The sequence below is a fragment of the Streptomyces sp. SDT5-1 genome, assembly GCF_052245995.1.
Lineage (GTDB): Bacteria > Actinomycetota > Actinomycetes > Streptomycetales > Streptomycetaceae > Streptomyces.
In genome coordinates, this window is record NZ_CM125963.1 from 2,707,660 (window position 1) to 2,731,070 (window position 23,411).

The following is a 23,411-nucleotide window of genomic DNA, read 5'->3' on the forward strand; positions in this document are numbered from 1 at the left end:
GGTCGCCGTTCAGTACCGGTACTGCTGCTCGTTGTAGCCCGTGTCGTACCCGGCGTTCGGGTCGTGCTGCGGGTACGTCGGGTACGGCTGCTCGGGCGGGAGTTCGCCGCCGTACTGCTGCTGCTCGCCCTCGCCGGTGCGCTGCTGCGGCACCCAGACGCCGCCGGGAGGCGTGTCCCCGCCGTAGCCGGGGGCCGCCGCGTACGGGTCGGTGTACTGCTGCCCGGTGCCGTACGGGTCGCCGTACTGGGGCTGCGTCGGGTACGTCTGCGTGCCGACGTACGGGTCCGAGTACGGGGCGGCGTACGGCTGCTGGGACGGGTCGTAGCCGTAGCCCTGCTGGTCGTAGCCGTAGGCCCCGGTGTCGTAGCCGTAGTCCTGCTGCATGCCGTGGGCGCCCTGGGCGGTCTGGGCGTACGCCGAGTCCTGGTAGACGCCGTACTGGCTCGTGTCGTCGGGCATCGGCTCGGGGGCGTACACGGCGGTCGACTCGGCCGGGGACTCGGGCACGGGCGCGTACTCCTGCGGCGCCGGCTCGTACTCCAGGTCCGAGACCTGGAGCGTCGGGTCCTGGTGCAGCTCCTTCTCGGAGCGGCGCCCGCCGCCCATGCCGGGGACGCCGGGCATGCCCTTGAGGGCCCAGCCCGCGGCGAACCCGCGGCGGAACGACAGCGTCACGTACGTCTGTCCGATCGCGAACGCGATGGCGCCGACCCCGATGACGTACACCGAGGGCAGCAGGACGCCGATCACGACGCCGAGGAAGCCTCCGAAGGCGAGCAGCCGCCAGCGCAGCCGTGCCTTGTACTGCAGCAGGACCTCACCGAGGAGCCACAGTGCCACCAGTCCGAACGCGACATAGAGGACCGCCCAGCCCATGTACGCCCCTCTCGTACGGCCGTAGCCCTTCTGGGTACGGCGAAGTCAGCCCCGCTCGTTGTGCAGGCCCAGGTTCTCGTAGATCTCCAGCGTCGCAGTGGAGTTGTTCAGCGTAATGAAGTGCAGACCCGGCACTCCCTCGTCAAGCAGCTTGGCGCAGAACTCCGTAGCGAACTCGATGCCAATGGAGCGTACAGCGGCGGGATCGTCTTTCGCTGTGAGGATTCGCTCTTTCAACTCCGGGGGGAAGTCCGCGTTGCTCAACTTGGGCAGACGTTCGAGCATGCGCACGCTCGTCACCGGCATGCATTCGGGGATGATCGGCGTCTCGCAGCCCGCGGCGGCGACCTTGTCGCGCAGCCGCAGGTACTCCTCCGGGTAGAAGAACATCTGCGTGATCGCGTAATCGGCGCCCGCGCGGCACTTGTCGACGAAATGCCGCACGTCGGAGTCCCAGTCGGCCGAGCGCGGGTGCATCGCGGGAAACGCGGCGACGCCGACGCAGAAGTCCCCGGACTCCTTGATCAGTTCGACGAGTTCCGCCGCGTACGTGAGGCCCTCGGGGTGCGAGATCCAGTCACCCATCGGGTCGCCGGGCGGGTCGCCGCGCACCGCGAGCATGTTCCGGATCCCGGCGTCGGCGTACTGGCCGATGATGTTGCGCAGTTCCGCGACCGAGTGTTCGACCGCGGTGATGTGCGCGACGGGCGTCAGCGTCGTGTCGGCGACGATCTGCTGCGTCTCCTTGACGGTGCCCGCGCGTGTCGAGCCGCCCGCGCCGTACGTCACGGACACGAAGTCCGGCGAGACGGCCTCGACCCTGCGCAGCGCGTTCCACAGGTTGCGCTCGCCCTTCGGGGTCTTCGGCGCGGAGAACTCGAACGAGTACGTCGTCTTGCCGGGCGCGAGCATGTCGCGCACGGTGCGGGCGCGATCAGTCCTGGTGGAAGCGGTACCTAGGGCCATACGGGCAGGTTACTGACCGATATCCAAAGGCCCTAATCCCCGTCCAGCTTCCGGACAGGGGCCGGGAGCGAACATTGTCCGCACCGTTCCCCCGAGTTCACCCGCGTCACACGGAACGCAGACGCTTGGCGAACTCGGCGGCCGCGGCGGCCGGGTCGTCGGCCTCCGTGATGGCCCGGACGACGACGGCTCTGCGGGCGCCGGCGTCGATCACCTCGTCCAGGTTCGCCAGGTCGATGCCGCCGATCGCGAACCAGGGGCGGTCCGTGCCGAGCCCTGCCGTGTACCGCACCAGGTCGAGGCCCGGCGCGTGCCGGCCAGGCTTGGTCGGCGTCGGCCAGCAGGGGCCCGTGCAGAAGTAGTCCACGCCGTCCTGGGCGGCGGCCGCTGCGGCCTCCTCCTCGGCGTGCGTGGAGCGGCCGATCAGCACGTCGTCGCCGAGGATCGCGCGGGCCGCGGGGACCGGCAGGTCGCCCTGGCCCAGGTGCAGCACGTCGGAACCGGTGGCGTGGGCGACGTCCGCCCGGTCGTTCACCGCGAACAGCTTGCCGTGCCGGCGGGCCGCGTCGGCGAACACGGCGAGGTGCTCCAGCTCCTCGCCCGCCTCCATGCCCTTGTCGCGCAGCTGCACGATGTCGACACCGGCGGCCAGCACGGCGTCGAGGAACTCCGGCAGATCGCCCTGGCGCTTGCGCGCGTCGGTGCACAGGTAGAGCCGCGCGTCGGCGAGCTGAGCGCGCTTGGTGTCCGCCATGGAATTCCCCCCGTGGGTGGTGCGGTGTCGGTGGCGTGCGCACCGCGAGGGCCGCGGTGCGCACGCCGGACGGTTGTCAGTTCAGACGGCGAGCGCCTGGGCGCGGCGCTTCACCTCCGTGCCGCGATTCTCGCTCAGGGCCTGGGCGGGCGTGCCCGGCAGGCTCGGGTCGGGGGTGAAGAGCCACTCCAGCATCTCTTCGTCGCTGAAGCCGTCGTCCCTCAGGACCGTCAGGAGGCCGACGAGCCCCTTGACGATCTTGTCGCCGTCGATGAAGGCGGCGGGCACGTGCAGTGCCCTGTTCTCACCGCGGCGCACGGCGATCAGCTGGCCTTCCTTGACCTGCTGCCGCACACGCGTCACCTCGACATCGAGTTGCTCCGCGATGTCGGGGAGGGTGAGCCAGGCGGGGACGAGAGCATCGATCTTTGCGTCAATCTCGGTCACGGGACAAGCGTGCCATCCCGGACTGACACTCGGAAGCCGGGCCGGTGCGGATGGGCCACGACTCCTCCCGTTTTACTCCTTTTCACCCCGTCCGCCGGTGCGCGGTGGGCTCAGGCCACGGCGGACTTCAGCGGGCGGGCCGGGTCCGCGAGCCGCTCCGGGTCGAGCGCGACGCCCGACTGGATGAGCTTGCGGCCCTGCGCCAGGTCACGGGGCTTGCCGACGGCGAGGACCGCCACCAGGGCGCCGCCCTTCAGCCAGCACACCGACCAGGCGGCACCGGCCGGGTCGCCGCGCCACACCGTCGTGTCGGCGCCCTCGTGGTGCCCCGCGTACTGCACGAAGCGGCCGAACTGCTCGGACCAGAAGTAGGGCACCGGGTCGTACGCCGTCGGGGTCTGGCCCACGATGTTCGCCGCCACCGTGCGCGGCCCCTGCAGGGCGTTGTCCCAGTGGTGGACCATGAGCCGCTCGCCGTAGCGCCCGGACGGGAACGAGGAGCAGTCCCCCACCGCGTACACGTCGGGCACGGACGTGCGCAGCCACTCGTCCGCGAGCACCTCCTGGTGGTCGCCGAGGGCGATGCCGGAGCCCGCGAGCCAGCGGGTGGCGGGGCGGGCGCCGATGCCGACGACGACGGCCCCGGCGGGAAGCCGCGTGCCGTCGTCGAGGACCACGACGCCGGGCTCGATGCGCTCCACGCGCGCGTGCGTGCGCAGCTGGGCACCGGCGTCGGCGTACCAGGTGGCCATGGGGGCGGCGATCTCCGCGGGCAGCGCCCCGGCCAGCGGTCGCTCGGCGGCCTCCACGACCGTGACCCGGCAGCCGGCCTCGCGCGCGGCGGTGGCGAACTCGGCGCCGATCCACCCGGCGCCCACGACCACCACGTCGTGCTGCTCGGCGAGGACGGGCCGCAGCCGCTCCGCGTCGTCGAGGGTGCGCAGCAGGTGCACCCCGGGGACGTCGCGGGTGCCGGGCAGCCGGACCGGTTCGGCACCGGTCGCGACGACCAGCACGTCGTACGGGACCGGGCCCCGCGCGGTGTCCAGCTCGTGGTCGCCGGGCCGCAGCCCGGTCACCTCGCGGCCCAGCTCCAGGGTGACGCCGAGCGCCTCGAAGTCCACGTCGAAGGCGGAGCCCTCGGCCTTGCCGAGCAGCACCGCCTTGGAGAGCGGCGGCCGGTCGTAGGGCTGGTGGGGCTCCGCGCCGAGCAGCGTGACCCCGCCGGTGAAGCCGTGCTCGCGCAGCGCCACGGCGGTCTGCACACCGGCCATGCCCGCGCCCACGATGACGACGTTCCGCTGCCCCGAAGGCCTGTCGCTCCCGTTCCGCTGCTCACTCACGGGATCACTTTAGGCACCCGATCTTGCGGTGGTCAGCGGCACAGGCCACTCCCGGGCCGTGACGTCCTGCACACGTGTCAGCGGTTTAGCGATCAAACCATCAAGGGAGGCCGGGCGGTCACTCCGAGGCGGGCAGTTCCTCGACCACGCTGGTGCCGCTGCCCTCCTGCGACTCCCACTCCCAGGTCTCGTCGAGGCGGACCCGGCCGTCGGGGAGGTCGGACACGGTCGAGACGCAGTGCCCCGAGGAGGTGGTGCCGTCGGTCTTCAGCTGGACGTAGCGGAAGTCGAGCCGGTCGCCGGAGCGGGTGCCCACGAGGTGCCCCTCCACGACGTCGCCACCCTCGTAGTCGGCCGAGATGCGGCCGTCCTTCTCGTGGTACGTGAAGCGGGTCTGCGTACCCACCTGACCGGGCGCCTGGTCGACGACGGGGGACATGACGAGACCGTCGAGGGATCGTGCCACGAGCGGAGGCTCCCTTACTGGAGTTCGAGGTGAACGGCTAGGGTGGCCAACGTAGAGCACTCGCGGGAGCCCGTACGCAGCGGGCTGAGAGGGAGGCTGGAGCGGCCTTCGACCGTACGAACCTGATCCGGGTCATACCGGCGAAGGGAGGGGCTTGACGCCCATGTCGTCCACGCCATCCGTCCGTTCGCACACCTGCGACGTCCTCGTCGTCGGTGGCGGCATCATCGGTCTCGTCACCGCCTGGCGGGCCGCGCAGCGCGGTCTTTCCGTCGCGGTCGCGGACCCCGAGCCGGGCGGCGGGGCCGCCCAGGTCGCGGCCGGGATGCTGGCCGCCGTCACCGAACTCCACCACGGCGAGCAGACGTTGCTCGGCCTGAACCTCGAATCGGCGCGGCGCTACCCGGAGTTCGCGGCCGAGCTGTCCGAGGCCACCGGGCAGGACCTCGGCTACCGCGCGTGCGGCACGCTCGCGGTCGCGCTCGACGCCGACGACCGCGCGCATCTGCGCGAACTGCACGCCCTCCAGACGAAGTCGGGCCTCGAGTCCGAGTGGCTGTCCGGCCGCGAGTGCCGCCGCCTGGAGCCGATGCTCGCGCCGGGCGTGCGCGGCGGCCTGCGGGTCGACGGTGACCACCAGATCGACCCGAGAAGGCTCGCGGGCGCCCTGGTGGCGGCCTGCGAGCGCGCCGGGGTGGCCTTCCACCGGTCGTGGGCCGAACGGCTCCGTGTCGTACGGGACCGGGCGTGCGGCGCCGATCTCGCCGACGGCACCGAACTCGCCGCCGACCAGGTCGTGCTGGCCGCCGGCAGCCGCGGCGGACAGCTCGCGGGCGTCCCCGACGCGGTGCTGCCGCCGGTCCGCCCCGTCAAGGGCCAGGTGCTGCGCCTGACGGTGCCGCAGCGGTACGCGCCGTTCCTCAGCCGCACCGTCCGCGCGGTCGTCCGCGGCGGCAACCTGTACCTGGTGCCGCGCGTCAACGGCGAGCTCGTCGTGGGCGCCACCAGCGAGGAGCTGGGCTGGGACACCACGGTGACGGCGGGCGGCGTCTACGAACTCCTGCGCGACGCCCACGAACTCGTCCCCGGCATCACCGAACTCCCGCTCACCGAGACCCGCGCGGGCCTGCGCCCCGGATCGCCCGACAACGCGCCGCTCCTGGGCCCGACCGAGCTGCCCGGCCTCCTCCTGGCGACCGGCCACTACCGCAACGGCGTGCTCCTGACGCCGGTCACCGGCGACGCCATGGCGCACGCCCTGACCACCGGTGAGCTGCCGCAAGAGGCCCGCCCGTTCACGCCGAAGCGCTTCGGCACAGCCCTCGTGGAGCAGCCCGCATGAACGTCTACGTCAACGGCGAGCCGCGCACGGTGACGGCGGGCGCCACGCTCGACCTCCTGGTCACCACGCTCACCAGCGCACCCAAGGGCGTCGCCGCCGCGCTCAACGAAACCGTCGTCCCCCGCACCCAATGGCCCGCCACGGCGCTCTCCGAAGGAGACCGCGTCGAGGTGCTCACGGCCGTCCAAGGAGGCTGAACCGTCCATGGCCGACGACACTTTCGTCCTCGGGGGCGAGACGTACTCCTCGCGCCTGATCATGGGCACGGGCGGGGCGCCCAGCCTCGACGTCCTGGAGCGCGCCCTGGTGGCGTCCGGGACCGAGCTCACCACCGTGGCGATGCGCCGCGTGAACGCGAACGTGCACGGATCGGTGCTCTCCGTCCTGGAGAAGCTGAACATCCGGGTGCTGCCCAACACGGCGGGCTGCTTCACCGCCGGGGAGGCCGTCCTGACGGCCCGCCTCGCGCGCGAGGCGCTCGGCACCGACCTCGTGAAGCTGGAGGTCATCGCGGACGAGCGGACCCTGCTGCCCGACCCGATCGAGCTGCTCGACGCGGCGGAGACGCTGGTGGACGACGGCTTCACCGTGCTGCCGTACACGAACGACGACCCGGTGCTCGCCCGCAAGCTGGAGGACGTGGGCTGCGCGGCGATCATGCCGCTCGGCTCCCCCATCGGCTCCGGGCTCGGCATCCGCAACCCGCACAACTTCCAGCTGATCACCGAGCACGCGCGCGTACCCGTGATCCTGGACGCGGGCGCGGGCACGGCGTCCGATGTGACGCTCGCCATGGAGCTGGGCTGCGCGGGTGTGATGCTCGCCTCCGCGGTCACCCGCGCGCAGGAACCCGTCCTGATGGCGGAGGGCATGCGGCACGCGGTGGAGGCGGGCCGGTTCGCGTACCGCGCGGGCCGGATCCCCAAGCGCCATTTCGCGGAGGCGTCCTCGCCCACGGAGGGGCGCGCGCACCTCGACCCGGAGCGCCCCGCGTTCTGACCCGGGCGCACGCCCGCGCCGGTCACAGCTGTGCTGCAGTACGGGTCCGGTCCTGCGGCACGGAGGCTGGCTGTCGGTCACTCCTCGTACACTCGCCTGCGTGGACACGACCCTTCAGGACCCGTTGCTCGGGCACGTGCTCGACGGCCGGTACCGCGTCGACGCACGCATCGCGGTCGGCGGGATGGCCACGGTCTACCGGGCCGTGGACACCCGCCTCGACCGCGTGCTCGCGCTCAAGGTGATGCACCCCTCGCTGGCCGCCGACGCCTCGTTCGTGGACCGTTTCATCCGCGAGGCCAAGTCGGTGGCCCGCCTCTCGCACCCGAACGTGGTGGGGGTCTTCGACCAGGGCACCGACGGCGCGTACGTGTATCTGGCGATGGAGTACGTCGCCGGGTGCACGCTGCGGGACGTGCTGCGCGACCGCGGGGCGCTACGGCCGCGCGCCGCGCTCGACATCCTGGAGCCGGTCCTCGCCGCGCTCGGTGCGGCCCATCGCGCGGGCTTCGTGCACCGCGACATGAAGCCGGAGAACGTCCTGATAGGGGACGACGGCCGGGTGAAGGTCGCGGACTTCGGGCTGGTCCGCGCGGTCGACACGGTCACGAACACCACGGGCGCGGTCCTCGGCACGGTCTCGTACCTGGCGCCCGAGCAGATCGAGAACGGCACGGCGACGCCGAGCGTGGACGTGTACGCGTGCGGGGTCGTGCTCTACGAGATGCTCACCGGCGGCAAGCCGCACGCGGGCGAGTCCCCGGCGCAGATCCTCTACAAGCACCTCCACGAGGACGTGCCGCCGCCCTCCGCGCAGGTCCCCGGGCTCCCCTACGAGCTGGACGAGCTGGTCGCGTCGGCGACGGCCCGCACCCCGCAGGTCCGCCCGCACGACGCCGTGGCGCTCCTCGCGCAGGCCAGGGACGCCCGTGCGGCGCTCACCGACGCGCAGCTCGACGCGGTGCCGCCGCAGGCGCTCGCCACCGAGCACGCGGGGGCCGAGGACCGGACGAGCGTGATCCCGCGCGCGGCCGGCACGGCGGTGCAGCTGCCGCTGCCCACGGACAGCGCGCAGCCGATGGACGAGGCGCGGCTCAACCGGACGAGCCGCCTGGAGATGCCGCCGCCCGCGCCGCCCGCCGCGCCGGGGCGCGGTCGCGGCGGCCGTGGTCCGCAGCGGCGCACGCTCGCGATCGTCGCGGCGGTGCTCCTCGTGCTCGGCCTCGGCACCGGGGTCTGGTACATCAACTCCGGCCAGTTCACGAAGGTCCCCTCGGTCCTCAACCAGTCGCAGGCGCAGGCCGAGAAGCGGCTGAGGAACGCGGGCCTGGAGGTCGGCACGGTCGACCGCGCGTACAGCGACACGTACGAGCGGGGCGTCGTCATGGACAGCGATCCGGGCTCCGGCGACCGCATCCGCGACGGCGCGTCCGTCGACCTCACCGTGTCCAGGGGCCCGGAGACCGTGAAGGTCCCCGACGTCAGCGGCACGCCGCTCGGCAGGGCGAGGAGCGAGCTCAAGAAGAGCGGGCTCGAGCCCGGCATGGTCACCAAGAAGTTCAGCGACCAGATCGCGCAGGGGTCGGTGATCAGCACGGATCCCGCGGCGGGCACCACCCGCAGGGCCGGTTCCGCGGTCGCGCTCGTCGTCTCCAAGGGCTCCCCCGTGGACGTACCCGACGTCACCGGCGAGTCCGAGCAGGACGCCATCGCCGACCTCGAGGACGTCGGCCTCAAGGCCGAGATCGCCACGCGGCGGGTGCACTCCGACGAGGACAAGGGCAGCGTCGCCGAGCAGTCCCCCGCCGAAGGCAAGCAGCTCGCCGAGGGCGACACGGTGACCCTGACGATCTCCAAGGGCCCCGTCATGGTCGAGGTCCCCGACGTCACGGACATGAAGGTCGACGAGGCGAAGGCGAAGCTCGGTGCGGCGGGCTTCGACGTGAAGGAGAGCCGCGGCATCCTCGGCCTCTTCGGCGACACGGTCAAGGCCCAGTCGGTCGAGGGCGGCGACGACGCGCCCAAGGGCTCCACGATCACGATCACCATCCGCTAGCCGGCGCGGCCGGGCGGAACGGCCGTGGCGGTGGCCCGGCCCCGGGTGTCCGAGTGCCCATGACACCCTGGGCCGGGTGAACAGCAGCATCCGCAACCCGATCGGCGGTCACGTCCCGGTGGCCGGCGGCCTCGCCTCCGTGGGCCTCTCCTACGCCCGTGACCTCCAGGCCGAAACCGTCCAGGTCTTCGTGGCCAACCCCCGCGGCTGGGCCACCCCGCCCGGGAACCCCCGCCAGGACGAGGAGTTCCGCGCCCAGTGCGCGGAGGCCGGCATACCCGCGTACGTGCACGCCCCCTACCTGATCAACTTCGGCTCGCACACCGAGGCGACCGTCGACAAGTCCGTGGACTCGCTGCGCCACTCGCTGCGCAGGGCCCGCGCGATCGGCGCCCTCGGCGTCGTCGTGCACACCGGCTCCGCGACCGGCGGCCGGGAGCGCGAGGTGGCGCTCGCGCAGGTCCGCGAGCGCATGCTGCCGCTGCTCGACGAGCTGACCCACGACGACGACCCGTACCTCCTGCTGGAGTCGACCGCGGGGCAGGGTGCGTCGCTGTGCTCGCGGACCTGGGACTTCGGCCCGTACTTCGACGTCCTGGACCGCCATCCCAAGCTGGGCGTCTGCCTCGACACCTGCCACATCTTCGCGGCGGGCCACGACCTGACGGGCCCCGCCGGCATGAAGCAGACGCTCGACCTGCTCGTCGACACCGTCGGCGAGGGCCGCCTCAAGCTGATCCACGCCAACGACTCCAAGGACGTGGTGGGCGCCCACAAGGACCGGCACGAGAACATCGGCACCGGCCACATCGGCGAGGAGCCGTTCCGCGAGTTGATGGCCCACCCGGCGACGGAGAACGTCCCGCTGGTGATCGAGACGCCCGGCGGCAAGGAGGGCCACGCGGCCGACGTGGAACGGCTGAAGAAACTTCGAGCCTGAGGAATACCCCTGGGGGGTATATGGGTTACCTTGGTGCAGGCATCCGCAGCAAGCACTGGGGGAACACATGCAGCACGAGACGCACACCGGGCACGAGCACCACGAGCACCACATGCACGAGCACCACGGAACGCACGGCGCGGGCGGCAAGGTCTCCTGGAGGACGGCCTCCCAGGCCACGCTGCACTGCCTCACCGGCTGCGCCATCGGCGAGGTCCTCGGCATGGTGATCGGCACCGCGCTGGGCTGGGGAAACGTGCCGACGATGATCCTCGCGATCGCGCTCGCCTTCGTCTTCGGCTACTCGCTCACCCTGCGCGGCGTCCTGAAGGCGGGCGTCGACTTCGGAACAGCCTTCCGGGTCGCGCTCGCCGCCGACACCCTGTCCATCGCGGTGATGGAGCTGATCGACAACGGCGTGATCGCCCTGTGGCCGAACGCGATGGACGCGCAGCTGTCGGACGGCCTGTTCTGGGGCGCGCTCGCCGCGTCGCTGGCGATCGCCTTCGTGGTCACGACGCCGGTCAACCGCTGGATGATCGGACGCGGCAAGGGCCACGCGGTCGTCCACCAGTACCACTGACCCCCAGGGGGTATCCGGAGCGAAGCCCGGGGACGCAGGCCCTAGAGCTCGGGCCCTTCCCCGGGCTCCTCCTGGTACGAGTACCGCTGCTCACGCCACGGGTCGCCCACGTTGTGGTACCCGCGCTCCTCCCAGAAGCCGCGCCGGTCGGCCGTCATGTACTCGACGCCGCGCACCCACTTCGGGCCCTTCCAGGCATACAGATGGGGCACGACGAGGCGCAGCGGGAAGCCGTGCTCGGCGGTGAGGAGTTCGCCGTCCTTGTGCGTGGCGAAGATGGCCCGGTCGGAGGCGAAGTCGGAGAGCCGGAGGTTCGACGAGAATCCGTACTCGGCCCACACCATCACATGGGTGACGTCGGGCGCGGGCGGGGCGAGCTCCAGGATCGTCGAGGCGCGCACGCCGCCCCATTCGGCGCCGAGCATGCTGAACTTCGTGACGCAGTGCAGGTCGCCCGTGACGGTCCCGTACGGCAGCGCCGAGAACTCCTCGTGGTTCCAGCAGTGCTTCTCGCCGTCCGCGGTGGCGCCGAAGACCCTGAACTCCCAGCGCTCGGGGCGGAACTTGGGCACCGGTCCGTAGTGCGTGACGGGCCAGCCGCGCTGGAGCCGCTGCCCCGGTGGAAGCTCCGGCTGCACTGCTCCCTCAGACTCGCGACCCACCGGATGACCCATGCCTCCATCCTGACAGACCAGGAGCAGTGGACGTGACCACGCCCACCCTCGGGGAGCCGCCGCGAGCCCTGATTCGGGCAACTCCTACTAAGCGTGCACTTACTGGACGCGTCCCGGCACCGGTGCAAGGATGCGCGGAACCTGCCCAGTTACCGCTTGGAAGGAGCCTCTGCGATGCAGGGCGACCCCGAGGTCATCGAGTTTCTCAACGAGCAGCTGACGGCCGAGCTCACGGCGATCAATCAGTACTTCCTGCACGCGAAGATGCAGGAGAACTTCGGCTGGACGAAACTCGCGAAGTACACGCGCTCCGAGTCGTTCGACGAGATGAAGCACGCGGAGGTGCTGACCGACCGGATTCTCTTCCTGGACGGTCTGCCGAACTACCAGCGCCTCTTCCATGTGCGCGTCGGCCAGTCGGTCACCGAGATGTTCCAGGCGGACCGGCAGATCGAGGTCGAGGCGATCGACCGCCTGAAGCGGGGCATCGAGGTGATGCGCGGCAAGGGCGACATCACGTCCGCGAACATTTTCGAGTCGATCCTCGAGGACGAGGAGCACCACATCGACTATCTGGACACGCAGCTGGAGCTGGTGGAGAAGCTGGGAGAGGCGCTCTACATCGCGCAGCTCATCGAGCAGCCGGACAGCTAGGCCGTCAGTCCGTCAGGCCGCTTCCGGCAGCCGGGCCGGGACCGTCGGCTCCGTCGGCGCCTCGAGGGCCGCGGCCGACTCGCCCTGCTCGACCAGTTCCCTGCGGGGGCACGCGCCCCGGCCGAGCAGCGCCTGAATGCGGCGGACGCAGGAGCCGCAGTCGGTGCCGGCCTTGCAGGCCGACGCTATCTGGCGGGGGGTGCAGGCACCGTCCTCCGCGTGCTTCTTGACCTGCGCCTCGGTGACACCGAAGCAGTTGCAGACGAACACGCGGTTCACCTCCCGGTCGGACTCTCGTCGGGACTCATAGGTAGTGCCGTCCCGATTGATCGGTGAGGCTAACCTAACCTTACCCGTAGGGGCGGGAGCACAAAAGTGCCGTGGGGCGCGGATCTCTGTGATCCGCGCCCCACGGCATGTTCGTACGACCTCAAAGGATCACTGGTCGCGGTACATCTCCGCGACCAGGAACGCCAGGTCGAGGGACTGGCTGCGGTTCAGGCGCGGGTCGCAGGCCGTCTCGTAGCGCTGGTGCAGGTTCTCGACGAAGATCTCGTCGCCGCCGCCGACGCACTCGGTGACGTCGTCACCGGTGAGCTCGACGTGGATGCCGCCCGGGTGGGTGCCCAGCGACTTGTGGACCTCGAAGAAGCCCTTGACCTCGTCGAGCACGTCGTCGAAGCGGCGGGTCTTGTGACCGGATGCCGCCTCGTACGTGTTGCCGTGCATCGGGTCGGTGATCCAGGCGACCTGCGCGCCGGACGCCGTGACCTTCTCCACCAGCTCGGGCAGCTTGTCGCGGACCTTGTCGGCGCCCATGCGGACGATGAAGGTCAGCCGGCCCGGCTCGCGGTCGGGGTCGAGGCGCTCGATGTACTGGAGCGCGTCCTCGGCCGTCGTCGTCGGGCCGAGCTTGATCCCGATCGGGTTGCGGATCTTCGAGGCGAACTCGACGTGCGCGTGGTCCAGCTGACGCGTGCGCTCGCCGATCCACACCATGTGGCCCGAGACGTCGTACAGGTTGCCCGTGCGCGAGTCCACGCGGGTCAGCGCCGACTCGTAGTCGAGCAGCAGCGCCTCGTGGGAGGCGTAGAACTCGACCGTCTGGAACTCGGCCGGGTCGGTGCCGCAGGCGCGCATGAAGTTCAGCGCGTTGTCGATCTCGCGGGCGAGCTTCTCGTAGCGCTGGCCCGACGGGGACGACTTCACGAAGTCCTGGTTCCAGGCGTGCACCTGGCGCAGGTCCGCGTAGCCGCCCGTGGTGAAGGCGCGCACGAGGTTCAGCGTCGAAGCGGACGCGTGGTACATCTGCTTCAGCCGCTGCGGGTCCGGGATCCGGGCCTCTTCGGTGAACTCGAAGCCGTTCACGGAGTCGCCGCGGTACGTCGGCAGGGTGACGCCGTCGCGGGTCTCGGTCGGCTTGGAGCGCGGCTTGGAGTACTGGCCGGCGATCCGGCCGACCTTCACCACCGGCACCGAGGCGGCGTACGTGAGCACGGCGCCCATCTGGAGCAGGGTCTTGAGCTTGTTACGGATGTGATCTGCGGAGACGGCGTCGAAGGCCTCGGCGCAGTCGCCGCCCTGGAGCAGGAACGCCTCTCCCTTGGCGACGGCCGCCAGGCGGTTGCGCAGCTGATCGCACTCGCCCGCGAAGACGAGCGGCGGATACGACTCGAGGTCCGCGATCACATCGCGCAGAGCCTCGGCATCGGGGTACTCGGGCTGCTGCGCCGCGGGCAGGTTTCGCCAGGTGTTGCCAGCGCTCGCGCTGGTCTTAGCGTTCACGGTCACCTCGTAAACATTACGGGGTCGTGTCGCCCGTCCATTCCCCCGCTCATCTTTTGAGACGGACGCGACACGTCTGAGCCACACCGGCGGGCATCGGGTACGGTGACGTCCATGTTCGCGCAATCGCTGCACCGCACCTGGTGGTGGACCGCACATCCGGCGGCCCACTGACTGCGCGTATCCGAATCCGCGAAGGCCGCCCGAGGGGCGGCCTTCAGTGTTTTCGACGCCGGCTGTTCCTCCCGAACGACTCCCGCCAGTCACTGGAAGGAACCAACCGATGCTGGACGCACTGCTCACCGACGACCGCCCCTTCGCACTGCTCCGCCGCCGCACCCCCGGCCGTGAGCACGACACCGTCGAGGTCCTGATCGGGCAGGTGGGCGAGCACGAACGCCTGGCCGACATCCCGGAGGGCCTCGTCCTCGTCCCGTTCCGGCAGATCCGCGAGCGCGGCTTCGACGTCCGCGACGACGGCACACCGCTGACGGTCCTGACCCCCGAGGAGTCGTACGAGATCCCGCTCGCCGAGGCCCTGGAGCAGTTGCCGCGCCACGACGTCCGGGTGCGCGACGGCGGCTTCGACGTCGACGACGACACGTACGCGGGCATCGTCGGTCGGGTGCTGCGCGAGGAGATCGGGCAGGGCGAGGGCGCGAACTTCGTGATCCGCAGGACGTACGAGGGGGAGATCGAGGGGTTCTCGCGGGCCGACGCCCTGGCGCTGTTCCGGCGGCTGCTCGACGGGGAGCGGGGCGCGTACTGGACGTTCGTCGTGCACACCGGAGAGCGCACGCTGGTCGGCGCGAGCCCCGAGGTGCACGTACGGATGTCCGGCGGCACCGTCGTCATGAACCCGATCAGCGGCACCTACCGGTACCCGGCCGAGGGCCCCACGCCCGAGCACCTGCTCGACTTCCTCGCCGACGGCAAGGAGATCGAGGAGCTGTCGATGGTGGTCGACGAGGAGCTCAAGATGATGTGCACCGTCGGCGACATGGGCGGCGTCGTGGTCGGGCCCCGGCTGAAGGAGATGGCCCACCTCGCGCACACCGAGTACGAGCTGCGCGGCAAGTCGACGCTCGACGTCCGCGACGTACTGCGCGAGACGATGTTCGCGGCCACCGTCACCGGCTCCCCCGTGCAGAACGCCTGCCGCGTCATCGAGCGGCACGAGGTCGGCGGGCGCGGCTACTACGCGGGCGCGCTCGCGCTCGTCGGCCGGAACGCGGGCGGGGCGCAGACGCTCGACTCGCCCATTCTGATCCGCACCGCCGACATCGACGCCGCCGGGCGGCTGCGCGTCCCCGTCGGCGCGACGCTCGTGCGGGGATCGGACCCGGCGAGCGAGGTCGCGGAGACGCACGCCAAGGCGGCCGGCGTGCTCGCCGCGCTCGGCGTGCGCCCCGCACGCCCGCGCGAGGAGAGCGCGCGGCCCGCGCTCGCCGACGACCCGCGGGTGCGGGCGGCCCTCGACGGGCGCAGGGCCGCGCTCGCGCCGTTCTGGCTGCGGATGCAGCGCCGCGAGAGCGAGCTGTCCGGGCACGCGCTCGTGGTCGACGGCGAGGACACGTTCACCGCGATGCTGGCCCACGTGCTGCGCTCGACGGGGCTCGACGTGACGGTGCGGCGCTACGACGAGGAGGGGCTGCGGGAGGCCGTCCTCGCGCACGAGGGTCCGGTCGTCCTCGGGCCCGGCCCCGGAAACCCCTCGGACCTCACCGACCCGAAGATGCGCTTCCTGCGGGCCCTGACCGCCGACGTGATCCGCACGCACGGGCACGGCGTGCTCGGCGTCTGCCTCGGGCACGAGCTGATCGCGGCGGAGCTGGGCCTGGAGATCGTCCGCAAGGAGGTGCCGTACCAGGGCGCGCAGACCGACGTCGAGGTGTTCGGGCGGACCGAGAAGGTCGGCTTCTACAACAGCTTCGTGGCGTCCTGCGACGACGCGGCGGCGGCCGAGCTGGCGGCGCACGACGTGGAAGTCAGCAGGGACCGGACGACGGGCGAGGTGCACGCGCTGCGCGGGCCCTCCTTCGCGGGTGTGCAGTTCCACCCGGAGTCGGTGCTGTCGCTGCGCGGCGCCGGGATCGTGCGGGAGCTGCTCGGTCAGCTGGTGGGCTCGGCGGGCACCAGCACGTTCTCCGAGCGGCGGCCCGCCTGAAAGTCCAGGACGTTGCGCACCGTGGTGTCGATGATCTGTCCGACGGCGTCCACGGTGTAGTACGCCTGGTGGGACGTGACCAGCACGTTCGGGAACGTGACGAGGCGGGCCAGGGTGTCGTCCTCGACGACGTCGAGGGACTTGTCGAGGAAGAACAGGCCCGCCTCCGCCTCGTACACGTCGAGGCCGACGCCCGCGAAGCGGCCCTCGCGCAGCTCGGTGACGAGGGCCTTGGTGTCGATGAGGCCGCCGCGGCTGGAGTTGACGAGGATCGCGTCGTCCTTCATGGCGCGCAGCGCGGCCGCGTCGACGAGGTGTTCCGTGGCGGGCAGCAGCGGCACGTGCAGGCTGATGACGTCGGCCTCCGCGAAGAGCCGCTCCTTGTCGACGTACTTCATGCCGAGCGCCGTGCAGTTCGGGTTCTCGGCGACGTCCCAGCCGAGCAGGTTCATGCCGAAGCCGTGCGCGATCCGGGTGAAGGCCTCGCCGATCTTGCCGGTGCCGAGCACGCCGACGGTGCGGCCGCGCAGATCGCGGCCCATCAGACCGTCGAGCCTGAAGTCGAAGTCGCGGGTGCGGGTGCTGGCGCGCACGACGCGGCGGTTGACGGCCATCGCCAGGGTCCAGGCGAACTCGGCGACCGAGTACGGCGAGTAGTACGAGACGCGCGCCACGGTCAGGCCGAGCCGCTCGGCGACCTGGAGGTCGATGTTGTTGAAGCCTGTCGAGCGCTGGGCGATCATCTGCGTGCCGCCGGCCGCGAGGGTCTGGAGCACGCGGTTGTTGAGGGTGGCGTTGACGCTGGTGGAGATGATCTCGTACCCGGCGGCGATCGGAGCGGTGTCCTCGTTGAGGAAGACGTCGAGGCAGCGGACGTCGTGGTGACCTTCGAAGGCCTTCTCGATGAGGGGCTTTTCGTCCGATTGCACACCGAATGCGAGAATCTCCATGCCCGCGAGCCTAAGCCTCAGCCGAAGAAGACGCCCACTTCTTCGTAGAGAGCGGGATCGACCGTCTTGAGGCGGGCCGTCGCGTCGGCGATCGGCACGCGCACGATGTCCGTGCCGCGCAGCGCCACCATCTTCCCGAAGTCGCCGTCCCGCACCGCCTCGATGGCGTGCAGCCCGAACCGCGTCGCCAGCCACCGGTCGAACGCGGACGGTGTGCCGCCCCGCTGGACGTGCCCGAGGACCGTCGTCCTGGCCTCCTTGCCCGTCCGCTTCTCGATCTGCTTCGCGAGCCACTCCCCCACACCGGACAGCCGTACGTGTCCGAAGGAGTCGAGGGACTCGTCCTTGAGGACCATGTCGCCGTCCCGCGGCATCGCCCCCTCCGCGACGACCACGATCGGCGCGTACGAGGAGCGGAAGCGGGAGGTCACCCAGGCGCACACCTGCTCGACGTCGAAGCGCTGCTCGGGGATGAGGATGACGTTGGCCCCGCCCGCCAGGCCCGAGTGCAGCGCGATCCATCCGGCGTGCCGGCCCATGACCTCGACGACCAGCACCCGCATGTGGGACTCGGCGGTGGTGTGCAGCCGGTCGATGGCCTCGGTGGCGATCCCGACGGCCGTGTTGAAGCCGAAGGTGTAGTCGGTGGCGGACAGGTCGTTGTCGATGGTCTTCGGCACGCCGACGGCCTTGATGCCGTACTCGTCCGAGAGCTTCGCCGCGACGCCGAGGGTGTCCTCGCCGCCGATCACGATGAGGGCGTCGACCTCCTGCTTGGCGAGGTTCTCCTTGACGCGGCGGATCCCGTTCTCCGCCTGGAGCGGGTTGGTGCGGGACGAGCCGAGCACGGTGCCGCCGCGGGGCAGGATGCCGCGGACGGCGGGGATGTCGAGGGGGACGGTGTCGTTCTCCAGGGGGCCGCGCCAGCCGTCGCGGAACCCGACGAACTCGTAGTCGTACTCCTGGACGCCCTTGCGCACGATGCCCCGGATGACAGCGTTCAGTCCGGGGCAGTCACCGCCTCCGGTCAGCACTCCGACCCTCATAACGCAACTCCCTTGTCACGGTGGGTGGTTGGGAGCCACTGTCCCGCGCGGGGTCAGCCGTCGTCCAGACCCCGCTCGATCGCATAGCGGACCAGCTCGACGCGGTTGTGCAGCTGGAGCTTGCCGAGGGTGTTCTGCACGTGGTTCTGGACCGTGCGGTGCGAGATGACCAGGCGTTCGGCGATCTGCTTGTAGCTCAGGCCCTTCGCCACCAGGCGCAGCACCTCGGTCTCCCGGTCGGTCAGCTGCGGCGCCGCGCCCGACTCCTCGGTGTCGCCCGCCGGGGCCGGGTCGGAGGCGAGCCGCCGGTACTCGCCGAGCACCAGGCCCGCGAGACCGGGCGTGAACACGGGGTCGCCGACGGCGGTGCGCCCCACCGCGTCGATCAGCTCGGCCGTGGACGCGGACTTGAGCAGATAGCCGGTGGCGCCTGACTTGACGGCCTCCAGTACGTCGGCGTGCTCGCCGCTCGCGGACAGCACGAGGACGCGCAGCCTGGGGTCGGCGCCGACCAGTTCCTTGCACACCTGGACGCCGGGCTTGGCCGGCAGGTTCAGGTCGAGCACGAGCACGTCTGGGCTCGCGGCCCGCGCGCGGCGGACCGCCTGCTCGCCGTCGCCCGCCGTGGCCACCACGTCGAAGCCGGCCTCGCCGAGGTCGCGGGCGACGGCGTCGCGCCACATCGGGTGGTCGTCGACCACCATGACCTTGACCGGTGCTCCCCCGTCGCCCTGCCGCTGTTCGCTCATCGCTCCTTGTCCTGCCTTCCCCCGTGGCCCGTACGGGCTCTTCCCGAACTACTTCTTCAGCTACTTCTTCGGCACGCGCAGTTCCACCTCGGTGCCCTGGCCCGGGATCGAGATCAGCTCGGCGGTGCCGCCGATGTCGCGCAGCCGGCCCCTGATCGACAGGGCGACGCCGAGCCGCCCCTCGCCCTCGGCCTGCGCGAGGCGGCCCTCCGGGATGCCGGGACCGTCGTCGCGCACCGTCACGATCACCGCGTCCGGCTCGTCCTCGACGAGGATCCACGCGTGCGCGCCCGCGCCCGCGTGCCGACGCACATTGTCCAGGGCGGCACTGACAGCGGCGGCCAGCTCGCGGGCGGCGTCCGGTCGCATCGGCACCGGGGCGCCCGGCTCCGAGAAAGTGATGCGCCCACCGGCGTGCCCGGCGAGCAGGGGGCGCAGATCGCGCGGGTCCGCGCCGTCCGCGTCGTCGCCCTCGGCCGGGTCCTCCGCCTCCACCACGGTCCGTACGATCGCGCCGCTCTCCTCGTCCTCGGAGACCCGGGACGGCGGCACCAGGCCCCCGGCGACCAGGGTGCGCAGCGCGACCTCCTGCTCGCCCGCCATCCGGCCCAGCTCGGCCGCCTCGCCGCCCAGGGCGGTGCCGCGGCGCTGCACCATCGCGAGGACCTGGAGCACGCTGTCGTGGATGTCGCGGGCGAGCCGCTCCCGCTCACGGGTGGCCGCCTCGATCTCCAGGGCGCGGGCGAGGGTGCGCTCGGAGGCGCGGGCCACCTCGACGACGTAGCCGATCGCGACGGAGGCGATGCAGACCAGCAGCACGCTGTGGATCAGGCCGCGGGTGATGTCGCCGCGCTGCACCACGTTGGCGACGCCGACCAGCAGGGACGCGCCCGCCGCCCAGCGCCAGCCGCCCTTGAGCGCCCAGGCGAGGACAGCGCCCGCCGTCCAGATCGACGGCAGCGTGGCCCCTCCGGTGACGGCCCGCTCGTGCCCGGCGACCGGGGAGAGCAGGATGCCCGCGACGGCGATCGTCAGGTCGGCGGTGAGGAACCTCTTGGTGCAGCGCAGGGCGCCCGACACCTGCGGCAGGGTCGCCAGCGTCCACACCGTGAGGACCGCGAAGTAGGCCACGCCGACCCACGGGCGCTCGTACACCTCGTACGAGGAGGCGAAGAGCCCGATCGCGTAGACGAGCGTCAGCAGGCGGTACCCGGTGAGGGCGCGCCACAGCGGCTGCTCGACCGACATCCGCACGACCCGCTCGCGGCCGACCGTGTTCCCCATGTCCCCTGTCCCCACCGTTGGCACTTCCGGGTGCTTCATGGGAACGACGCGACTACGAGCCGCCCCGTTCCTTCTCCAGCGCCTTCTTCGCCGCTTCCTTCTCGGCCTTCTCCGCCTTGGCCGCCTTCTCGGCGGCCTTCTCCGCCTCCGCGATCTGCCGCTTCGCGGCCGTCGCGTACATGTCGACGTACTCCTGGCCGGAAAGCTTCATGATCTCGTACATGACCTCGTCCGTGACAGCCCTCAGGACGAAGCGGTCGCTCTCCATGCCGTGGTAGCGGCTGAAGTCGAGCGGCTTGCCGATCCGGATGCCGGGACGCATCAGCTTCGGCATCACCTTGCCCGGAGGCTGGATCTTCTCGGTGTCGATCATGGCGACGGGGATCACGGGGGCGCCGGTGGACAACGCCACGCGCGCGAGGCCGCCCGGCTTGCCGCGGTACAGGCGGCCGTCGGGAGAGCGGGTGCCCTCCGGGTAGATGCCGAACAGCTCGCCGCGCTCCAGGACCTCGATGCCGCTCTTGATGGCGGCCTCGCCCGCGCCCCGCGAACCCGAACGGTCCACGGGCAGCTGACCGACGCCCTTGAAGAACGCGGCCGTCAACTTGCCCTTGACCCCGGGGGTGGTGAAGTACTCGGCCTTCGCGATGAAGGTGACCTTGCGGTCGAGGACGGCCGGCAGGAAGAACGAGTCGGAGAACGAGAGGTGGTTGCTGGCGAGAATCGCGGGCCCCTCGGCGGGGATGTTCTCGAGGCCCTCCACCCACGGCCGGAAGCCGAGCTTCAGCGGCCCTCCGATGGCCACCTTCATTGCGCCGTAGATCAACCCTCTGCCTTCCCTAGTGCCCGGACCTCGTACCCGGGCCGGTCCGAGGGTCCGACCTTAACCCGCGGGGGCTCCCGGGGGCCCGACGACCCTGGTCGGTGTCAGTCCGGTCGCGTACCGTGAAGGTCCACGTCCCGACCCCCGCCGCTTCTGACGAACAGGAGACCGAAGGTGCCGGTCCTTCCTGGAGCCGAGCCGTACCGCCGTGACGGCGGCGACGTCGGCGTCCTCCTCTGTCACGGATTCACCGGATCGCCCCAGTCGCTGCGGCCCTGGGCCGAGTACCTGGCCGACCGCGGCCTCACCGTCTCGCTCCCGCTGCTGCCCGGTCACGGCACGCGCTGGGAGGACCTCGCCGTCACCGCGTGGCAGGACTGGTACGCGGAGGTGGACCGGGCCCTGCGCGAGCTCCGGGACCGCTGCCCGCGGGTCTTCGTGTGCGGCCTGTCGATGGGCGGCGCGCTGGCCCTGCGCCTCGCGGCCAAGCACGGGGACGAGATCGCGGGCCTCGTCCTGGTGAACCCGGGGAACAAGGTGCACGGCCTGTCCGCCTACGCGCTGCCGGTCGCCCGGCACGTCGTGCGCACGGTCAAGGGCATCACCAGCGACATCGCCAAGGAGGGCGTGGAGGAGGTCGGCTACCCGCGGGTGCCGCTGCACGCGGCGCACCAGCTGCGGATCTTCTTCCGCACGGTGGACCGGGAGCTGCCGCAGGTGACGCAGCCGCTGATGGTGCTGCACAGCGTCGCCGACCATGTGGTGCCGCCCGCCGACTCGGCGCGCGTGCTCGGCCGTGTCTCGTCCACGGACGTCACCGAGATCCTGCTGGAACAGAGCTACCACGTGGCGACGTTGGACCATGACGCGGACCGGATCTTCGCGGAGAGCTACGCGTTCTTCGACCGGCTCGCCCCCGATGTCGGCAAGATCCCCAGCGAGGGCGTGGAAGGGACGAGCACCGGTGACTGAGCAGGAGCGGGGCGGGTCCGAGCGGCCGGACAGCTCGGAGCCGCACGAGCAGGAGGGCACCGCCGACGGGCAGGCGGCGCGCGACCCCTTCCTGCCGACCGACGAGGACGCGGCGTGGGCGGCGATCGTCGCGGGCTACGGGGAGGAGCCGCCGGACCCGCCGGGCGCCAAGCCGTTCAAGTCGGTGGAGGACCTGGCCCTGCTGGAGCCGGAGACGAACGACGCGCCGGAGCGCGTCTCCGGGGCCGCCGACGCGAAGCCGGGCTCCCCCGCTCAGGACAAGCGGGACACCGACGAGGACAACAAGCGGGACAAGGCTTCCCAGGGCAGGGACGGGGACGACGCGCGCCCCCTCGGCTCCTCGGTCTCCTTCGCCCCCGGCATCGCGGCCACGCCCGGCCCGCGCGACCACACGCCGCCCGAGGCCTCGGACGACGACTTCGACGGGGACGACGAGGGCCACTTCGTGCCGCCCGAGCCGCCCCCGCTGCCGGAGGGCGACGTCACGGCCAAGTTCGCCTGGCTCGCCGTGGTCGGCGGCCCCGTCCTGCTGCTCCTCGCGGTGCTGCTCGGCTGGGACATGACGTGGTGGCTGGCGACGCTGTGCATCGGCGGCTTCCTCGGCGGTTTCGCCACGCTCGTCGCCCGGATGTCGCCGGGCGACGACGACGGGGACGACGACCCCGGGCGCGGAGCCGTCGTCTAGGCGCGTTCGGCGGGCACCCGGAGGGCGGCCAGGACCGGCAGATGGTCGGTGGCCGCCCTCAGTTCGTCCGGGTCCAGGAAGTCCGGCACCCCGCAGCCGAGGACCTCGACGCCCTTCGTGGCGAGGATCGCGTCGATGCGCTGATGCGGGTCGTCCGGAGTCGACGTGTGCTCGCCGCCCCAGGGCCGGGTCGCCCACGCGTCGTTGAGCTCCGTCGCGAGCCGCCGGAAGGTCCGCCCGTTGGGCCGCTCGTTGAGATCGCCGCCGACCACCGCATGCTCGACGCCCATCGTCTCCACCCGGTCGAGCAGCATCCCGCCCTGCGCGTACCGCTCGTCCTTCTGGAGGCTCAGATGGCAGCTGATCACGCCGAGCCGCGCGCCCCCGAACCGTACGACGGCGGTCGCGAAGCCGCGCCGGTGCAGTCCGGGCGTCAGCGGCAGCAGCACGTCCTCGGTGCGCTCGACGGTGGCCCGCAGCGAGCAGAGCAGCGCGGGGCCCGCGGCGCTGCCGCCGCCGGAGAGCATCACGAGGTCCGCGGCGCGGGCGAGCCGGGCGAGCTGCTTGCGCCAGCGGAAGAACCGGGGCGCCTCCTGGACCAGTACGAGGTCCGGGGCGCAGGCCTTCATGACGCGGGCGAGGGCGACCGGGCTGTCGCGCATCGAGCGGATGTTGTAGCTGAGGACGCGGATGACGGCCGAACCGTCCGGTTCCGTACGGGACTTGGGGAGTTCGGTTGGTGCTTCGGGGAGCGAGCCGGAGTCCATGAAGATCAAGATACGCCGGTGCCCGCCGCCCCCGAGGGGAACGACGGGCACCGGCCATC

The 23,411-nt window shown here is 71.5% G+C and carries 26 protein-coding genes and 1 riboswitch; of the genes, 11 read left to right on the forward strand and 15 right to left on the reverse strand.

Going from position 1 to position 23,411, the window contains the following annotated elements:
- Positions 1-9: 9 nt before the first annotated feature.
- From ACTWJ8_RS12645 to ACTWJ8_RS12670, 6 genes are all read right to left on the reverse strand, one after another.
- Entirely contained in the window at positions 10-879 is an 870-nt protein-coding gene (locus ACTWJ8_RS12645; RefSeq protein WP_443263848.1) for a hypothetical protein, read from the reverse strand.
- A gap of 45 nt (positions 880-924) precedes the next feature.
- Positions 925-1,845: a methylenetetrahydrofolate reductase [NAD(P)H] gene (gene metF / locus ACTWJ8_RS12650; protein WP_356388786.1), complete on the reverse strand. Its 921-nt coding sequence runs from the start codon at positions 1,843-1,845 to the stop codon at positions 925-927.
- Between the two features lie 106 nt (positions 1,846-1,951).
- Positions 1,952-2,599 carry a thiamine phosphate synthase gene (gene thiE, locus ACTWJ8_RS12655; RefSeq protein WP_356388784.1) on the reverse strand — a complete coding sequence of 216 codons (648 nt, stop codon included), beginning with the start codon at positions 2,597-2,599 and terminating at the stop codon, positions 1,952-1,954.
- Between the two features lie 81 nt (positions 2,600-2,680).
- The gene (locus tag ACTWJ8_RS12660) at positions 2,681-3,046 is read right to left on the reverse strand and encodes an Rv2175c family DNA-binding protein (RefSeq protein ID WP_356388782.1); all 366 of its coding nucleotides are present in this window, start codon (positions 3,044-3,046) and stop codon (positions 2,681-2,683) included.
- A gap of 110 nt (positions 3,047-3,156) precedes the next feature.
- Positions 3,157-4,320, reverse strand: coding sequence for an NAD(P)/FAD-dependent oxidoreductase (locus tag ACTWJ8_RS12665; protein ID WP_356388852.1), 1,164 nt, complete (start codon positions 4,318-4,320; stop codon positions 3,157-3,159).
- Positions 4,321-4,507: 187 nt separating this feature from the next.
- Positions 4,508-4,855: a hypothetical protein gene (locus ACTWJ8_RS12670; RefSeq protein ID WP_356388780.1), complete on the reverse strand. Its 348-nt coding sequence runs from the start codon at positions 4,853-4,855 to the stop codon at positions 4,508-4,510.
- A gap of 52 nt (positions 4,856-4,907) precedes the next feature.
- Positions 4,908-5,021, forward strand: a riboswitch (TPP riboswitch).
- Here ACTWJ8_RS12670 and thiO point away from each other — a divergent pair.
- The 6 genes from thiO to ACTWJ8_RS12700 all read left to right on the forward strand — a co-directional run bounded on the left by thiO (position 5,019) and on the right by ACTWJ8_RS12700 (position 10,775).
- Entirely contained in the window at positions 5,019-6,197 is a 1,179-nt protein-coding gene (gene thiO / locus ACTWJ8_RS12675; protein WP_356388778.1) for a glycine oxidase ThiO, read from the forward strand. Its footprint overlaps the riboswitch before it by 3 nt.
- Positions 6,194-6,394, forward strand: a complete 201-nt coding sequence (gene thiS, locus ACTWJ8_RS12680; RefSeq protein WP_356388776.1) for a sulfur carrier protein ThiS — start codon at positions 6,194-6,196, stop codon at positions 6,392-6,394. The genes thiO and thiS overlap by 4 nt, the downstream gene beginning before the upstream one ends.
- 7 nt (positions 6,395-6,401) lie before the next feature.
- A complete protein-coding gene (locus ACTWJ8_RS12685) occupies positions 6,402-7,196 on the forward strand; it encodes a thiazole synthase (RefSeq protein WP_356388774.1) in 795 nt (264 codons plus the stop codon).
- 100 nt (positions 7,197-7,296) lie between these two features.
- Complete coding sequence (gene pknB, locus ACTWJ8_RS12690) at positions 7,297-9,252, forward strand: Stk1 family PASTA domain-containing Ser/Thr kinase (protein WP_443263849.1); 1,956 nt, start codon at positions 7,297-7,299, stop codon at positions 9,250-9,252.
- 76 nt (positions 9,253-9,328) lie between these two features.
- Complete coding sequence (locus ACTWJ8_RS12695; protein WP_443263850.1) at positions 9,329-10,192, forward strand: deoxyribonuclease IV; 864 nt, start codon at positions 9,329-9,331, stop codon at positions 10,190-10,192.
- Positions 10,193-10,259: 67 nt separating this feature from the next.
- Entirely contained in the window at positions 10,260-10,775 is a 516-nt protein-coding gene (locus ACTWJ8_RS12700; RefSeq protein ID WP_443263851.1) for a DUF4396 domain-containing protein, read from the forward strand.
- 41 nt (positions 10,776-10,816) lie between these two features.
- Here the strand turns inward: ACTWJ8_RS12700 and ACTWJ8_RS12705 are convergent, their stop codons facing one another.
- A complete protein-coding gene (locus ACTWJ8_RS12705) occupies positions 10,817-11,449 on the reverse strand; it encodes a sulfite oxidase-like oxidoreductase (protein ID WP_356388766.1) in 633 nt (210 codons plus the stop codon).
- A gap of 174 nt (positions 11,450-11,623) precedes the next feature.
- Here ACTWJ8_RS12705 and bfr point away from each other — a divergent pair, with 174 nt between their 5' ends.
- Positions 11,624-12,103 (forward strand): bacterioferritin, encoded by a 480-nt coding sequence (gene bfr / locus ACTWJ8_RS12710; protein WP_356388764.1) that lies wholly within the window; start codon positions 11,624-11,626, stop codon positions 12,101-12,103.
- A gap of 12 nt (positions 12,104-12,115) precedes the next feature.
- Here bfr and ACTWJ8_RS12715 read toward each other — a convergent pair whose 3' ends face one another.
- Together ACTWJ8_RS12715 and ACTWJ8_RS12720 are read right to left on the reverse strand one after the other, a co-directional pair.
- Positions 12,116-12,382, reverse strand: coding sequence for a (2Fe-2S)-binding protein (locus tag ACTWJ8_RS12715; RefSeq protein WP_443263852.1), 267 nt, complete (start codon positions 12,380-12,382; stop codon positions 12,116-12,118).
- 159 nt (positions 12,383-12,541) lie between these two features.
- Positions 12,542-13,894, reverse strand: a complete 1,353-nt coding sequence (locus tag ACTWJ8_RS12720; RefSeq protein ID WP_356388760.1) for a class II 3-deoxy-7-phosphoheptulonate synthase — start codon at positions 13,892-13,894, stop codon at positions 12,542-12,544.
- Between the two features lie 108 nt (positions 13,895-14,002).
- On the opposite strand from ACTWJ8_RS12720, the gene ACTWJ8_RS12725 reads away from it, so the two are divergent.
- Entirely contained in the window at positions 14,003-14,062 is a 60-nt protein-coding gene (locus tag ACTWJ8_RS12725; protein WP_356388850.1) for a trp operon leader peptide, read from the forward strand.
- A 109-nt stretch (positions 14,063-14,171) separates the two neighbouring features.
- A complete protein-coding gene (locus ACTWJ8_RS12730) occupies positions 14,172-16,055 on the forward strand; it encodes an anthranilate synthase family protein (protein WP_443263853.1) in 1,884 nt (627 codons plus the stop codon).
- Here ACTWJ8_RS12730 and ACTWJ8_RS12735 read toward each other — a convergent pair.
- Genes ACTWJ8_RS12735 through ACTWJ8_RS12755 form a run of 5 tightly spaced genes read right to left on the reverse strand, consistent with a single transcriptional unit; the run spans position 16,001 to position 20,907 of the window.
- Complete coding sequence (locus tag ACTWJ8_RS12735; protein ID WP_356388756.1) at positions 16,001-17,005, reverse strand: 2-hydroxyacid dehydrogenase; 1,005 nt, start codon at positions 17,003-17,005, stop codon at positions 16,001-16,003. The two genes, ACTWJ8_RS12730 and ACTWJ8_RS12735, sit on opposite strands and share 55 nt — an antisense overlap.
- Positions 17,006-17,022: 17 nt before the next feature.
- Entirely contained in the window at positions 17,023-18,051 is a 1,029-nt protein-coding gene (locus ACTWJ8_RS12740) for a 6-phosphofructokinase (protein WP_356388754.1), read from the reverse strand.
- A gap of 53 nt (positions 18,052-18,104) precedes the next feature.
- Positions 18,105-18,800 carry a response regulator gene (locus ACTWJ8_RS12745; protein WP_443263854.1) on the reverse strand — a complete coding sequence of 232 codons (696 nt, stop codon included), beginning with the start codon at positions 18,798-18,800 and terminating at the stop codon, positions 18,105-18,107.
- Positions 18,801-18,860: 60 nt separating this feature from the next.
- Positions 18,861-20,084: a MacS family sensor histidine kinase gene (macS, locus tag ACTWJ8_RS12750; RefSeq protein WP_443263855.1), complete on the reverse strand. Its 1,224-nt coding sequence runs from the start codon at positions 20,082-20,084 to the stop codon at positions 18,861-18,863.
- A 52-nt stretch (positions 20,085-20,136) separates the two neighbouring features.
- Positions 20,137-20,907, reverse strand: a complete 771-nt coding sequence (locus tag ACTWJ8_RS12755; RefSeq protein ID WP_356388848.1) for a lysophospholipid acyltransferase family protein — start codon at positions 20,905-20,907, stop codon at positions 20,137-20,139.
- 174 nt (positions 20,908-21,081) lie between these two features.
- On the opposite strand from ACTWJ8_RS12755, the gene ACTWJ8_RS12760 reads away from it, so the two are divergent.
- Both ACTWJ8_RS12760 and ACTWJ8_RS12765 read left to right on the forward strand, forming a co-directional pair.
- A complete protein-coding gene (locus ACTWJ8_RS12760; protein WP_443263856.1) occupies positions 21,082-21,879 on the forward strand; it encodes an alpha/beta hydrolase in 798 nt (265 codons plus the stop codon).
- Positions 21,827-22,585, forward strand: a complete 759-nt coding sequence (locus ACTWJ8_RS12765; protein ID WP_443263857.1) for a hypothetical protein — start codon at positions 21,827-21,829, stop codon at positions 22,583-22,585. The genes ACTWJ8_RS12760 and ACTWJ8_RS12765 overlap by 53 nt, the downstream gene beginning before the upstream one ends.
- On the opposite strand, the gene ACTWJ8_RS12770 is transcribed toward ACTWJ8_RS12765, so the two are convergent.
- Positions 22,582-23,352 carry an endonuclease/exonuclease/phosphatase family protein gene (locus ACTWJ8_RS12770; RefSeq protein ID WP_443263858.1) on the reverse strand — a complete coding sequence of 257 codons (771 nt, stop codon included), beginning with the start codon at positions 23,350-23,352 and terminating at the stop codon, positions 22,582-22,584. The two genes, ACTWJ8_RS12765 and ACTWJ8_RS12770, sit on opposite strands and share 4 nt — an antisense overlap.
- Positions 23,353-23,411: the final 59 nt, after the last annotated feature.